The sequence below is a fragment of the Acidiplasma sp. MBA-1 genome, assembly GCF_000949015.1.
GTDB classification, from domain to species: Archaea; Thermoplasmatota; Thermoplasmata; order Thermoplasmatales; family Thermoplasmataceae; genus Acidiplasma; species Acidiplasma aeolicum.
Genome location: NZ_JYHS01000002.1, coordinates 246,774 through 259,206, shown reverse-complemented (window position 1 = coordinate 259,206; position 12,433 = coordinate 246,774). Strand labels below are relative to the sequence as shown.

General features: G+C 42.5%; 17 protein-coding genes. 3 read left to right on the top strand and 14 right to left on the bottom strand.

The genetic code is table 11. The features are described from left to right. Window positions 1-5 precede the first annotated feature (5 nt). From TZ01_RS04555 to TZ01_RS04545, 3 genes are all read right to left on the bottom strand, one after another. Window positions 6-1,016: a phosphoadenosine phosphosulfate reductase family protein gene (locus tag TZ01_RS04555; RefSeq protein ID WP_048101614.1), complete on the bottom strand. Its 1,011-nt coding sequence runs from the start codon at window positions 1,014-1,016 to the stop codon at window positions 6-8. Between the two features lie 82 nt (window positions 1,017-1,098). Beyond that, window positions 1,099-2,154: a DNA cytosine methyltransferase gene (locus TZ01_RS04550; RefSeq protein WP_197065857.1), complete on the bottom strand. Its 1,056-nt coding sequence runs from the start codon at window positions 2,152-2,154 to the stop codon at window positions 1,099-1,101. Beyond that, window positions 2,151-2,981, bottom strand: a complete 831-nt coding sequence (locus tag TZ01_RS04545) for an NgoPII family restriction endonuclease (RefSeq protein WP_048101612.1) — start codon at window positions 2,979-2,981, stop codon at window positions 2,151-2,153. Before TZ01_RS04545 ends, TZ01_RS04550 begins: the two co-directional genes overlap by 4 nt. Before the next feature lie 46 nt (window positions 2,982-3,027). Here TZ01_RS04545 and TZ01_RS04540 point away from each other — a divergent pair, with 46 nt between their 5' ends. After that, window positions 3,028-3,438, top strand: a complete 411-nt coding sequence (locus tag TZ01_RS04540; RefSeq protein ID WP_052656755.1) for a very short patch repair endonuclease — start codon at window positions 3,028-3,030, stop codon at window positions 3,436-3,438. On the opposite strand, the gene TZ01_RS04535 is transcribed toward TZ01_RS04540, so the two are convergent. Next, window positions 3,409-3,642, bottom strand: coding sequence for a hypothetical protein (locus tag TZ01_RS04535; protein WP_048101611.1), 234 nt, complete (start codon window positions 3,640-3,642; stop codon window positions 3,409-3,411). The two genes, TZ01_RS04540 and TZ01_RS04535, sit on opposite strands and share 30 nt — an antisense overlap. Window positions 3,643-3,789: 147 nt before the next feature. Here TZ01_RS04535 and TZ01_RS04530 point away from each other — a divergent pair, with 147 nt between their 5' ends. Beyond that, on the top strand, window positions 3,790-4,122 hold the full coding sequence (locus TZ01_RS04530) for a hypothetical protein (protein WP_156150310.1): 333 nt from the start codon (window positions 3,790-3,792) through the stop codon (window positions 4,120-4,122). A 51-nt stretch (window positions 4,123-4,173) separates the two neighbouring features. Here the strand turns inward: TZ01_RS04530 and TZ01_RS04525 are convergent, their stop codons facing one another. Both TZ01_RS04525 and TZ01_RS04520 read right to left on the bottom strand, forming a co-directional pair. Then, window positions 4,174-5,100 carry a hypothetical protein gene (locus TZ01_RS04525; RefSeq protein ID WP_048101609.1) on the bottom strand — a complete coding sequence of 309 codons (927 nt, stop codon included), beginning with the start codon at window positions 5,098-5,100 and terminating at the stop codon, window positions 4,174-4,176. Continuing rightward, window positions 5,097-5,720: a site-specific integrase gene (locus tag TZ01_RS04520; protein ID WP_048101608.1), complete on the bottom strand. Its 624-nt coding sequence runs from the start codon at window positions 5,718-5,720 to the stop codon at window positions 5,097-5,099. The genes TZ01_RS04525 and TZ01_RS04520 overlap by 4 nt, the downstream gene beginning before the upstream one ends. A 287-nt stretch (window positions 5,721-6,007) precedes the next feature. Between TZ01_RS04520 and TZ01_RS04515 the strand changes: the two genes are divergently transcribed. Further along, complete coding sequence (locus TZ01_RS04515) at window positions 6,008-6,487, top strand: hypothetical protein (RefSeq protein ID WP_156150309.1); 480 nt, start codon at window positions 6,008-6,010, stop codon at window positions 6,485-6,487. A gap of 39 nt (window positions 6,488-6,526) precedes the next feature. Here TZ01_RS04515 and TZ01_RS04510 read toward each other — a convergent pair whose 3' ends face one another. From TZ01_RS04510 to TZ01_RS04475, 8 genes are all read right to left on the bottom strand, one after another. Further along, complete coding sequence (locus TZ01_RS04510; RefSeq protein ID WP_048101606.1) at window positions 6,527-6,733, bottom strand: hypothetical protein; 207 nt, start codon at window positions 6,731-6,733, stop codon at window positions 6,527-6,529. 22 nt (window positions 6,734-6,755) lie between these two features. Continuing rightward, a complete protein-coding gene (locus TZ01_RS04505; protein ID WP_048101605.1) occupies window positions 6,756-7,850 on the bottom strand; it encodes a hypothetical protein in 1,095 nt (364 codons plus the stop codon). Between the two features lie 12 nt (window positions 7,851-7,862). Beyond that, window positions 7,863-8,873: a hypothetical protein gene (locus tag TZ01_RS04500; protein ID WP_048101604.1), complete on the bottom strand. Its 1,011-nt coding sequence runs from the start codon at window positions 8,871-8,873 to the stop codon at window positions 7,863-7,865. A gap of 286 nt (window positions 8,874-9,159) precedes the next feature. Further along, a complete protein-coding gene (locus TZ01_RS04495; protein WP_048101603.1) occupies window positions 9,160-10,083 on the bottom strand; it encodes a hypothetical protein in 924 nt (307 codons plus the stop codon). Beyond that, a complete protein-coding gene (locus TZ01_RS04490; RefSeq protein ID WP_048101602.1) occupies window positions 10,080-10,436 on the bottom strand; it encodes a hypothetical protein in 357 nt (118 codons plus the stop codon). The genes TZ01_RS04495 and TZ01_RS04490 overlap by 4 nt, the downstream gene beginning before the upstream one ends. Next, window positions 10,426-10,716: a hypothetical protein gene (locus TZ01_RS04485; RefSeq protein WP_048101601.1), complete on the bottom strand. Its 291-nt coding sequence runs from the start codon at window positions 10,714-10,716 to the stop codon at window positions 10,426-10,428. Before TZ01_RS04485 ends, TZ01_RS04490 begins: the two co-directional genes overlap by 11 nt. Beyond that, on the bottom strand, window positions 10,709-11,500 hold the full coding sequence (locus TZ01_RS04480) for a hypothetical protein (protein ID WP_048101600.1): 792 nt from the start codon (window positions 11,498-11,500) through the stop codon (window positions 10,709-10,711). The genes TZ01_RS04485 and TZ01_RS04480 overlap by 8 nt, the downstream gene beginning before the upstream one ends. Next, window positions 11,497-12,369 carry a hypothetical protein gene (locus tag TZ01_RS04475; protein WP_156150308.1) on the bottom strand — a complete coding sequence of 291 codons (873 nt, stop codon included), beginning with the start codon at window positions 12,367-12,369 and terminating at the stop codon, window positions 11,497-11,499. The genes TZ01_RS04480 and TZ01_RS04475 overlap by 4 nt, the downstream gene beginning before the upstream one ends. Window positions 12,370-12,433: the final 64 nt, after the last annotated feature.

Below are 12,433 nucleotides of genomic sequence, written 5' to 3'. Positions count from 1 at the left end.
TATTATTAATATTCGGCATAATTATTAGAATTTAAAAGTCTAAGAATTACTTCAATTTCACTATCATTTATTAATTTTAAATTTATTTCTTTTTCCAGAGTAATGATTTTTTTAAGGATATCTTTTCGGAATTCTTTCCTCATTCTTCCCTTTATCCCATTCTTTCTCATATAACGGTTCTCTGGCTTCCTTGCCTCTTCAACAAGCCATTGCCTGAATGCGAGCATTTTTCGTATTTTTTCATTGCCAGATTTAGCCATGGTCTCCATTGTTTTGTCCCTCTGCACAACGGTGCACATCCAGCAGCCAAACCTCATTGTTGTATTCCCGTAAAGGTCTATTACATATTTTACGGCAGGCACATATTTAACTGCTATTGATTGCAGGAAGTACCAAACATCAAAGGAAGTCCAGTTAATTATTGGTGCTGCAACATCTATGCCCTTCTGGCTAATCCACCTATCGCCACCGCATTCACTGGCGCCAGGCGAAAGGCATGAGTTCTTTATTTTTGCATCCCTTTGCCTGCTCTCCCCAACCCTCATTCCTGTAATAAAAATGCCCTTGTCATTGCTAATTTTCCTTGAAGGCTTTATCTTTATTTTATCAGTGCACCACCTGAACCTTGGGCTGGGAGGGGGATATCCCCTTCCAATCATCCTTACCCAGTATGTATCTGTGATTGCAGGCTTTACAATAGTTACTTCTGAAGCAGAATTATCCCTAATGTAATCAAGGAAATTATGTGCCACGCTTGACATTTCTGGTATTTCCATCATAGTGTCAGAATAAGTTATCCTTAAGTTAATATCAGGGTGCATTGATTTCATAAATAAAGCCAAAACAGTAAGTGCAGTGCTGTCCTTTCCACCGGAATATGCAATTGTCCAGCTTTTATCCTTATTATATAATTTTTCAAATATTTCCATGCTTTCCTCAAATTTTGGCATAAACCCTATTGGTATGTCTGCTTCCAGCCTAGATATTGCAATGCCTTCTGGCAATCCTATTTCCATTAATCTACCAGCCTTTCATTATTAATAAATTTATTGAAGCGGCTTACACAAATTCAGCTTGGAATTACATGGCAACTTTATGTCAATGGCTTTTAGCCTTGCTTTCAACGCCTTTATAGCCTTCTGGAATCCCTCTAAATCCAAGCGCATTCTTTATGCTTTCTGCTATGGCCCTTGCAAGGGGCGGCGGCACTGCATTGCCTATTACCTTGTAGCCATCAGCGACATTCCTGTACTTGAATATGAAAGAGTCTGGAAAGCTCTGCACCCTTGCAGCCTCCCTTACAGACAGCCTCCTGTAATTTGGCCCTGTGAACTCAAACCTGTCCTCCCCTACTTTGCACATGTCGCATGACTCTGGGTGCAACGGCGCATGCCTGCCGCCTGCCTGTATTGTGTATGACTGCTCATCCCAGCCCCTCTTGCGGTTCCTTGACATGTATATTGGGGAAAATGCGCCTACCATGTACTCATGGTTTGGCACATCTAATTTTGGGTTGGGCTTGTTGCTTGGCAATGCAGGCACAGCCTCTGGGAGGTCGCCAATTGCATCCTTAAGGGTTGGCCATTTCCCGGTCTTGTACCCATCTATTGTTGTGCCCTCCTTTGTGCATTTTGGGCCAGGGTATGCATATTCTATTCCCAATTCCTTGAGGAACCCAACTATTATTACCCTTTTCCTCTCCTGCGCAACGCAGTAGTCCCTGGCATCAATGAGCCTCCATTTTACAGAGTAGCCCGGCGCTTCAAGGACTGAGGTTATTTTCCTGAAGGCCTTTATGTTCCTGGATGAGATGATCCCAGGGACGTTCTCGGCAACGAAGAACAGCGGCCTCTTTGCTGCCAGGATGCGCGCATAGTCATAGAACAGCTTGCCCCTAGGGTCATCCTCTCCCCTCAATGATCCAGCAAGGCTCCAGCTCTGGCATGGCGGCCCGCCTATTATGCCATCTGCATCCGGGATTTCATTAGGGCTTATTTTTGATATGCTCCTTGCATCAACCTTCATGCCAAAGTTTAGCTCATATGTTGCCCTGGCATCCCTGTCTATGTCATTTGCATACGCAATTTCAAACCCGGCCTGGGCAAACCCGAGGTCCATCCCGCCGCATCCGGAAAACAGGGATATTACTTTCACCATGACACCTCCATTACAACTGCATCCATGGGCCTTGCGGGGTTGTTGGGGCTGGGGATTCTTGCCTTTGCCACATTTGCCCCGCCAGCGGCTTGCCCAATCGATATGTACTTTTCCTCCTCCATTATGGCATATGCAAAAAATTCCTTCCCATCCAGTGGCGGGGCTATGCCAGCAAAAGCCCTTGAAGGGTCCTGTATCTGCCACATGCCCCTGACCCTGAGCGATGCCCTGCCGAGCGGGTCTGCCCTGTTAATCCTGCCAAGCTCCCTTGTTTCAGAGTATTGGAGGCCGGACTCACGCATGGCCTTCCTTACGGCGTCTGAGAGCCTGCTGCTTATGGATTGGTAAATGCTGCTGCTTGCAGCATAGCATTTCCCCTGGACAAAATATATGCTCCTTGCCACGCCCTTGGTGACTGTGCCAACTATGTAGAACAGGTCCAAAGGGCTGGTGCCCATTGAATCCCGGCACTCCTGGGTAAGCATTGGGTCATCCCTGGAAAGCACATCCCTGGGGTGGGAGCTGTTTAGCGCTATTATTGATGCAGGCTTTTCATGCTTTTTTATTTCAAATGCGTCCCCGCCTGCTGCTATTGCGTCTGGCGGGAAATTCTGGTTGCCAAGCCAAGAATATTCATTAGAGAATGCCTGCGTGCGCTCATGCGGGCCAGGGTAAAACCTCCCGGTAAGCAGGTCTTTTACATACTCTTCAAAAGCAGAGCCAACAGAGTTGATGCCTATCTTATAGGACTCCGAATATTGCCCCATGTCTATAAGCCGGTGCTTAGACAGGGCTTCCATTGCCTTTACCACATTTGCCGGCATTCATGGCACCAACAACTTAATGCATAGTTGCATATATACATTTTCAATGAAAGATGGAAAAAGGTCCATGATAATGTCTAAGATAAGGTCCAGCAATACCTCGCCAGAAATAAGGATGAGGCGGGCGCTTTGGGCCATTGGCCTCAGGTACAGGCTGCAATATGGCAGGGAAAAAATAGACATTGCATTCCCGGGGAAAAAGCTCGCAGTATTCATTGATGGCTGCTTCTGGCATTCCTGCCCTATACATGGTCATGTCCCAAGGTCCAACATAGGGTACTGGAAGCCAAAGCTTGAGAAAAATGCCGAGAGGGCTGCGGCAAAGGATGCAAGGCTTAGGCAGGAAGGCTGGGATGTCCTGCATTTCTGGGAGCACGAGGTAAATAGCGATGCAGCAGGCTGTGCGCTGAAAGTCCAGGCAATTTTGTCAAATCCTAAAAAGGCAGGCAGAAGTTGAGCTTATGATGCTGATGGAGCAATTATCTAGAGAAGACATGTATAATAGCACCATCTGCCACTCAATGTTGCTTTTTCCGCGGTATTCAACCCTGTAGCCGTTTGGCTCTTCATAAACCACACAGTGCCTTGACTTTATATAGGCAATGATTTTCTCCCTATTGCTTCCATAGCCTTCCATTGCAATATAATGGCGGCTTTGCATATATATTTTAATATGTGTATTTATACCCCAAAATTCATAGCATATAATGCATAATATAATTGAGGAAACCTGCCCATTAGCAAAATTGAGCGGTTTTAAAATTTTGGAATGTAAAATGAGGAAATTTATGGTGGCGCAAAGTTTTTTATGCCCATAAATTATGCATCATTTATAATGGAAAATAATGAATTGGAGCATGAGATAGGAACTTTTTATAATGAACTGATTAACAGCAAAAAGGGATATTTGCAGTTGTTTTCCAGGCTCCAAATTCAGATAGAGGGGTGGTTTAGGAGGGAATTAATGAAATATTTTGACGGCAATGTTCATGAATTGACTAATAAGAATAGAGAGGTAAAAATACCTGGCCAAGAACAAGGAAGGAGAAAAAAGGCAGACTTTAAAATAAAAATAAATGGGGATTGTTGCTGGATAGAATTAAAACACCTTCTAATAGGCAATCAAATAAATGGTAGATAATAATAATTAATCCAAATTAGGCCAATTTAATTGAGCTAAAATAATCTTAGTTTATTTATATCTAAGGGTTGTAATGTGCTTTACATCATTTATTAACTGGCATTTATGGCATGACTTTCCTATTCTATATCCTGCTTCATATTGTAATTTTATTTCGATTAAAGAGCTGGCAATTTTATCGGCTTTATTATCTAACTCTTTCCGTTCTTTTTCCAGTTTCATGACTGTATCTGAGAATTTTTTTGTAAGGTCAGGCATAATAACATCTTTAAATTTTATTGCCTTATTCTCGTCTGTTGAAAAGAAGAATCCTCTCTCGTCATCTGTTTGATACACGGTATAGTAAGGAGGTGCAGTTGTATCCAACCCATGTATGTTTCCCCATGACTTATCTTTGTAATTTTCATTTTTAGATAATTGTATATTTTTGCCTACTGTTTTTTTAATTATATAATCAAATATATAATGCTGAAAGTAGCCATTATATCCATTTTCATTTGAATTTTCAACAGGCACAATTGTGCCATTGAACTTTGAATTAATTTCAGCTTCTGCTTGGTCTATGATTTTATCATATAAATTGTTAATTCCTTCAATATACGAATTAAGCGAATTAATTAAATCATTGATATCATTGATATTTGAATTAATATCTTTATATGGCTGTAAGTGCGCAATCAGTTCGTTTGGAAAATTTTCCTTTACATTGTTTGTAATTGTTAAACTGTTAGTACCATATGATACTTTTAAGCCTTTAGCATACAATAAATCGGAATTTCCTTGTAGAACCCCAATTAATGCTTTTAACTTTTCATATATATCTTCTTGATGTATTTCCAGCCACTGGTCCTTTCTATCCTGCAATTTAAATTCTAAATCTTTATTTCTTTCTAGATGTATTGTTACAAATGCGCCTGTTAATGCAGCTACAATAGCTAATATGCCAACTAATATTTGTATAATGTCTGTACAGTTCAAAGCAATACGCCCTTTAAAGCCTCTCTTTCAATTTCCGGCGTAATAACCATATAATACTTTATTGTGGTTGCAGCACTTGAGTGGCCTAATCTCCTGGCTATGATTTTATCCGAGACGCCATGCTGCAATAAGTATATGGCCAACCCATGCCTGAACATATGCGGATGCAACTCCAATCCTATTTTTCTGCCATAACCCTTAACTATTTCCCAGGCCCTCTGCCTTGTAAATGAGAAAAGCCTTCCAGTGCCTGTATTGAATTCCCTCATGAAATTTGAGATCTCCAATAATAGTGCATCAGAAACCGGCACCCTGTTAATATAACCGTGCCTTTTCTTTACTGTTAATATGATCTCCTTTTTTGAGAAGTCAACATCCTTTGTTTGAATATTGATAATATCCGATACCCTGCCGCCAAGCTCCCACATCATCATAACCAAAAGCCTGTCCCTGGCCTTTAAGAATGGAACAAGCTTTTTATTCAAATAATGGCGGTATTCCTCATTATCTATTGCGTTTAATAAAGATTGGTATTCATTATAGGATATATGCGGCGGCAGGTCATGCTCATCCTTTATCTTCATTATCTCATTGAATTTTTTATTGGCAATATCATTCATGATTTAACACTTCTGATATATGTAAAGTAATATTAAATATAATATTTTCTATCTTGGAATAGATCTATTGCAATTTAAAAATTTACTATTTAAAACACCTTAACAAAACTCGCGGTTTTGTAAAGCAATATCCCTTATATAAAAGTAAAAAATAAAATACTATTATCAGATTAAATAGTTAGATGTCAGAAGATAATTCAGAAATTAGAGATCCAAAGCACATAAACCAAATATTCAGAATTTTAAGGAAGGAGTACAGCATAATAGAAAATAGGCCAGAGGATAATATGCGAAACTTGTATCATGTTTACATGATACCTGTTTGCTTTCCAGATACTACAGCCTATTTGTTAGAATCTTTTGAAACTATATTAAATGGAGTAATAAGCCGTGAGAGTGCACCAAGGGATCCACCAATAGCAGATGTAATAGAGCTTGTAGTTGACGAAGGCGATATAAAAAGCCATTCATACATTGTCGCACCCATAGAAGAGGATGAACATAAAAACAAACGTATATCTGCACCACTCTATGCCTTCATTAGGCCTGCAACATCTGGATATGGTGGTGATGGCCCCGCTGATAGAAAAAAGATACAAAATATGATAGATAGTAAAATACCCACTATCAGGCAAAAGGTATATAATGTCGATGATATACGTGATTTTGCACGCCTTTTTAAAGAAAGTGGGCCAATAGTCCACTTTTTCATACCCTCATTGAATATGCCTGGTCGTCCGTTTGATCCTGATAAAAGATTTGCTTAATATATAAAATAAATGGTATATATATTTAAAAATATAACATCAGCCGTTTACTTTATTTTTCACTATATACCAGTAAAAAATAGATATCCATACTCCAGACGTAACAAGAATAATAATCATGGTATAAATGGCCAGTGCTACCATTCCATAATTATAATCATTATAAAAGACAAGCAAAATAAGAATAGAAAGCATTATTCCTGTAAGGCCGTAAAATAGTGCTGATTTTAATTTATTATTACCCACTAAAATGGATATTAATATAATGTTAAATATTTTTATTGTTTTTCATATTGTCCATCATTATCTTGTTTATTTGTTTTTGCTGTTCTCCATCCAAGATTCTAGGCGCTATCAGTGCATTTGTTGATACCTTGCTATTCCCTGAGGATATCTTTAAAGGAAAATCAGATTTGTATTCCAGAGACATAGATCCATGCTTAATTCCCAAAGATTTGTCCATTTTATTTACGGCCCTGAGCGCTTCTGAAAGGTATGTGCCTGATATTGTATCCTGCACATTTGTATGCGTGGATGTCCTGTTCCATATTTTCAGGGGCTTTCCCACCATATTTGTATCTGAATCAAAGACCCCTACATAGGTATCCTGTGAATGTTCAGGTGTAATGAAATAAACTACAGGTTCTGAATCCTTGCCTGCCCTCCTGGCCTCTGCAATCATCCTTATAAGATCTTTCCTGGAATCTGGATCCAGTGCAATGCTCCCACTTTCACTATCGGGATATACCACTGCTGGAACCTTGAAAGTATAATTGTCGTCACTGGGGGCTGTTCCCTCCATCTTCTCGTAAATCATTACCGTATGGGATGAATTTGTCAGGGTTGTAAACACCTCACCGTGCTGTGAATACATTTCAGGCTTTCTGCCGGACCATTCCTTTCCCCTCACTGCCTGCGCCACCCCATCCCTCATCCTCTGTATATCCAGCACAGTGGCGGATTCTGGATTCTGGGATTTCTCTTTCTGCATAGCGGATTGCACCACGCTGTTGAACTGTTCAACATCATTCTTGAGATCTCCTTCAAGCATATCCGGGTGGGCCTCCGCCCATCCCTGGGCATCTCCCCTGGACATTCCTAATTCATTTTCTATCTCCTCATAGGATGAAAACTTCTTATTGGGCAGGTCTTCTTTGGTGCTATTCGCAGGAAGCACAGCTTCATACGGTGCATATAAATCCAGCCTTCTATTTGTTTCTATTAATCTTGCCCTTTTTCCCTCATTCCTTAGTTTTAATACATCTTCATATGCGAGCTGCCTTGGCACTCCATATGGATTTCTTTTATTTATCGGATATACCTTTCTATTCTTTCCTTTGCCTTTTGTCCTAAATTCTACCATATTTTTACCTCCTTATTCCACCAGCCTGGCTGAGATCTCATTTATCAGCCACCTGGCATTGTTCATCACGCGGTCTATATTCTCCTTCCCAAGAGATTTTCCCTGGGCCTTGGCATTGTCCAGCCATCCCTTGATATATGCCGCTGAATCATCCTTGAAGTTGAACCCGAAATGGGATCCAACTAGGTACGTTGAAAGCTCAGCCTCGGATTCTGCTATGCCTCTTGGAAGGTCCTTCTGGTATAGGTGCTCCAGCCTTGCATGGGACATTTCATGAATCAATGTATGCAGTGCATTTACATCTTCTCCTGGGACTTTCATGACAACAATCTTCTGCCCATCTCCGGAATGTGCTGTGTAGCCTCTGGCACCGCTCATGATTACATCCTCCTCGACAGTGTAATGCTCCTTCGCAATCTTTTTGAGCGTATTGTATAATGCTGTGGCCTTTACATCCTGCTCAACGGGCTTCATTTTCCCTGGTATTACCTGCGTATCTGATATGTCGTATACTTTTCCGGTGCCGAATACAAAGGCAGTGCCCGCACTTCCAGTGTTGAATTTTTCCTGTACAAGCTTATCTATTGTTTCATCATCCAGGCCTTCCTTTCTTTTTTTCTCTATAAAGTCCTTTACCTTTCCCGGGCCGTCTTTCCTGGGCACGCCGATGGGATAAAGCACAGATATGGGCCTGGCATCATCCTTAAGCTCCCTTCCAAAGTATTTCCACTCAGTTGCGGACCTCACAATGGTGGCATTCTTGTTCTGCATGTTAATCAGCATTGAATTGAATGCTGAATAATCTCCCAGGGTTCCGCTGTACTTTTTCATGGCCAGCAGCAGCTGGTCCACTGAGGTGACATTTGCCAGGGATCCAAGCATATCCCACGCCTCCTTTTGCAGTGCCGATGGGCTGACTCCTGGATTCTTCACCTTAACCTCCCTGTGCTTCCTTCCCGTATTTATGAGCACATGCCTCTTCTTATCTCCGCTATCCTTTGTTATCCATCTCTGGTTTGCCATATCTTTATTCCTCCTTATTTTCAACTGGGTCCACAATGGCAGCCTTTCCGCCACTGGACCATACCTGCCTTGCATACTTTTTCCTTGGCTTTATCCTGTATTTTTCATCTATATTCTCTCTCATTTTTTGCTCCTCCATATTTAAATCATCCCGGTTCCGCCCCATCCGCCCGCCTTTTATTCATTATTATATAATAGTAGGAAGCAGCAGCAATATCAGATTTTCAAGATTTTATCCCTGATTTTACTGCCTTTCCATATATCTGATATTGTTCTGATATCAGATTTATATCCTATCTGTTTTAGTATTGACATACCCATCGCAGTTAGGGCACCTTGTCTGCTTTGCACCTCCTGTATATTCCCACTCATAACCGCAATGCCTGCATCTTAGCTCCACGCCTTTGTCTTCATCCTCCTCCACCTCCGAAATATACATTTTATGGTCGCAGTTAGGGCACCTCGCCACCTTTCTTCCGCCGGTGTAGTTCCATTCATATCCGCATTCGTCGCATTTTACCGTAAGCGCAGGCCTTCCATTTTTTATTGCCATGTTGGATGAACCTATTAGGTTCAGCTCGTTCTGGAACTCCTTGAATTTCCTGTCCATGTACTCAGCCTTCTTTGCCTCGTATTTTTCCCGGAGTTCATCTGAAGGGAGTTTGAATTTCACAGTTTTTATGGTAATTTCAGATATGCCCCTCCTAATCCGGGGATACTTTGCAAGCGGGCGTTCAGGGTCAAAGGGATTCCTTGAGATCAGCTTCGGCTTCATCAGCCCCTGGACATCAGTTGCCTCGAACCTTATATGCACCAATTTCCTCGACTGCCTTTCAATAAAGGATTCATCCGGAACAGTAATAAAAGTAATGATCTGCTTGTACCTGAACCCCTGCGTAAGCATGCCGAAGACCCTTGCATTCATGTCCTGCCACAGCCTTGCGTTTATGCCAAGGCCAGCATCATCAAATATTATAACCGACCCTGGTGGAAGGCCTGAATTCACCAGGGACACAAATTCCTGGACGGTGAATACTATACGGCCAACGTTGAATGAGGGGTCAACCCTCTCAGCAAGCCTGATGGAACTAAGGGATTTTCCTGATCCGGTATCCCCGACAAACAGTGCAATTACATTCCTGTTCTTCTGGATCCTGTGCTTGAACCACTGGAGCAGCCATATGCTGTTGTCTGTATTTATTTCATTCATATCCCTTCTTCACCTCCCTCTGAATATGTAAGGTCTTCCGGTATGAGCAGGCCAAGCCTCTGGTACTGCCTGGCAAGCATGCCCAGCCATGAAAACAGCATGTCATAGCCATCAGAGATATACCTGTCCGAGGGGTATTCCCTGGAAACCTCCCTAATCTCCTTTTCAAGCGCCCTTTTCTCATGCATGTATTCCTCATCCAGGTAACCTGAAAGTATATTCTCGAGCCCTTTGAGCTTCTGGCCCCAGTTGTAAAGGTTCCTGGGGTTGTGCGGCGATTCCCCCGGATACTCCGATGCCTTCACAAGCAGATCATATAAAAGCCTCAGGCCTTCCGGCGTTTCACTGTCCATCTTTCCACCTCAGGAGATCCCTATCAAGGATTAACACAGTAGTAGCCTTCTCAAGAGGATTTATCTGGCTTGATGGCCCTGGAGTATCTATTGCCGCATCGTCAAACAGTGCAGCCAGTGGCGGTGCCCTTTCTCCCTCATCCTCTATTTCAGCTATAACCTGCTTCTGGTGCATAAAAAATAAATTATTCTTCAGATCAGGCGATTCAAAAAGAATCTGGTCTATTGCACGCATTACATCTGTATTTTTTATGGCATATCCTGCCCTTCCATTATTCATTATTCTTCACCTCTTCTTCATCTTCTTTTTTCTCCGGCCCGTACAGCAGGAATTCATTCTGCCTTACAAGCATATCAATCTTCCTCTGCTGTTCCTCTATGCGCCTTTTTAGCTCAAGCGGGTTTTCCCGGTATGCCTTATCTATAAGGTCGAGCTGCTCTTTCTTCTGCCTCTTCCCCTCAAGGACTGATTCAAAGGTTTTGAGCTTGTCCAGCTCTGCATTTTCCAGTTCGAGGTTGGTTGCAAATTCAACAGCCTTATCCAGCACATCCGCCTCGGTTGCAAATTTAAGCACATTGAAATGGACCCATGCCAGGTCAGCTGCATATATTGTGCCGTTATCCAGTTTCTTGACCTTTGTTGCCAGATAGCCCTCATGCCCGTTTATTTCTATTGTGGCCGGCGCAATCGGCTTGCCAAAATCTATGAGTTCGAAGAGCTCGTCAGGCACTAGGTACCTGTTGATTTTCATGTGGCCCCCAGAATGCGATACCTCCCCGAGGTATTTTCCCCGTAGAGGCCTCACAGATTTTGTATAAAAGTAGAGCAGGGGCATGTAGATAAGCAGGGATACAATTGTATAAACAGCCCCGATAATTATGAATTCCACACAAGCAAGCACAGCACCGAGGAAAATCATGGGCAGCGACTTTTTGAGTATTGCCTTTCTGGATGTGTAATTCTGCACATTCATTCTGGCCTGCTCCTCTGCCTGCTTCCTCTGGTCCTCAAGCTTCTGCTCGATCTTCTGGTTTCTTTTTTCCCTCCAGCGGTTAAATATCATATGAGCCTCACCTCCCTTTTCTCATGCTCTATAACCCATTTCCTCACAGAAAACGATGCAATAACCACTGCGAACAGGGAAGCGATGAAGGCTTTTATTATCCCATATTCGTACTCTGCAAAGGTATACTGGAGGGTTGGAGGCTTCGGCCCGTAGTATTTCTGTATGGGGATTGTTGAAATTATCTCATTTGGATACTGATACACATGGCTTCCCAGGCCTATTGATACAGATGTTGTATTCCCTGTAACATTGAAATCCACTGTTTTTGTCCCAACCACTGTTCCGGAGGCGATCTGCTGGCCGTTTACAAGTATGGAATAGGTCTCATTCTCTGAGGACTGCAATGTCGCTATCCAGTGTGGGTACATCAGTGCTCCTGATACGCCTGATGACACTGAAAGGAACTGGTCCTGCCCCAGGTAGGATGATGTTACGGTTACCGATTCAATGGCATGGTGCGATAATGGCCCTATGATTGTATCCTTGAAGGTGTACGCAACTCCCTGGAATATTAAGGATGCGTTTGCGGCGCTTCCTGCCGGGCCCGTGAATGTGTATGAGAAATCAAAGGCTCCCAGGGATACACCTGTTTCTATTATGGTGCCGTTTGATGAGAATGTAAAGTTTCCGCTGCCGTAAAGGTATATGTGCCAGTCTGGGTAAACAAGCATGCCGGAGGAATTCACAGGGACATACAGCTCCTCATCCTTCCCTGGGAAGGTTGAGTATATCGATACATGCTGGGATGTTGATCCCGTTGACGCTGCAGGGGAATCAGCAATTGCCGGGGATGTCCCTGCTGAAGCTAAGGCGGCAATAATTGATACAGTGCCCAGTATAAGCACGATCAGCACGATCTTATTCAATTATATCGCCCCTGAATTCCTGCTTCACGTACCTGATCCATATCTGCCTTTTCCTTATCTCCCG

Bases quoted from the DNA above. Each gene is read 5' to 3' on its own strand.
- TZ01_RS04555 (WP_048101614.1), bottom strand. From the start codon at position 1,016: ATGGAAATAGGATTGCCAGAAGGCATTGCAATATCTAGGCTGGAAGCA.
- TZ01_RS04545 (WP_048101612.1), bottom strand. From the start codon at position 2,981: ATGCCGGCAAATGTGGTAAAGGCAATGGAAGCCCTGTCTAAGCACCGG.
- TZ01_RS04540 (WP_052656755.1), top strand. From the start codon at position 3,028: ATGAAAGATGGAAAAAGGTCCATGATAATGTCTAAGATAAGGTCCAGC.
- TZ01_RS04535 (WP_048101611.1), bottom strand. From the start codon at position 3,642: ATGCAAAGCCGCCATTATATTGCAATGGAAGGCTATGGAAGCAATAGG.
- TZ01_RS04530 (WP_156150310.1), top strand. From the start codon at position 3,790: ATGCCCATAAATTATGCATCATTTATAATGGAAAATAATGAATTGGAG.
- TZ01_RS04520 (WP_048101608.1), bottom strand. From the start codon at position 5,720: ATGAATGATATTGCCAATAAAAAATTCAATGAGATAATGAAGATAAAG.
- TZ01_RS04515 (WP_156150309.1), top strand. From the start codon at position 6,008: ATGCGAAACTTGTATCATGTTTACATGATACCTGTTTGCTTTCCAGAT.
- TZ01_RS04505 (WP_048101605.1), bottom strand. From the start codon at position 7,850: ATGGTAGAATTTAGGACAAAAGGCAAAGGAAAGAATAGAAAGGTATAT.
- TZ01_RS04500 (WP_048101604.1), bottom strand. From the start codon at position 8,873: ATGGCAAACCAGAGATGGATAACAAAGGATAGCGGAGATAAGAAGAGG.
- TZ01_RS04495 (WP_048101603.1), bottom strand. From the start codon at position 10,083: ATGAATGAAATAAATACAGACAACAGCATATGGCTGCTCCAGTGGTTC.
- TZ01_RS04490 (WP_048101602.1), bottom strand. From the start codon at position 10,436: ATGGACAGTGAAACGCCGGAAGGCCTGAGGCTTTTATATGATCTGCTT.
- TZ01_RS04485 (WP_048101601.1), bottom strand. From the start codon at position 10,716: ATGAATAATGGAAGGGCAGGATATGCCATAAAAAATACAGATGTAATG.
- TZ01_RS04480 (WP_048101600.1), bottom strand. From the start codon at position 11,500: ATGATATTTAACCGCTGGAGGGAAAAAAGAAACCAGAAGATCGAGCAG.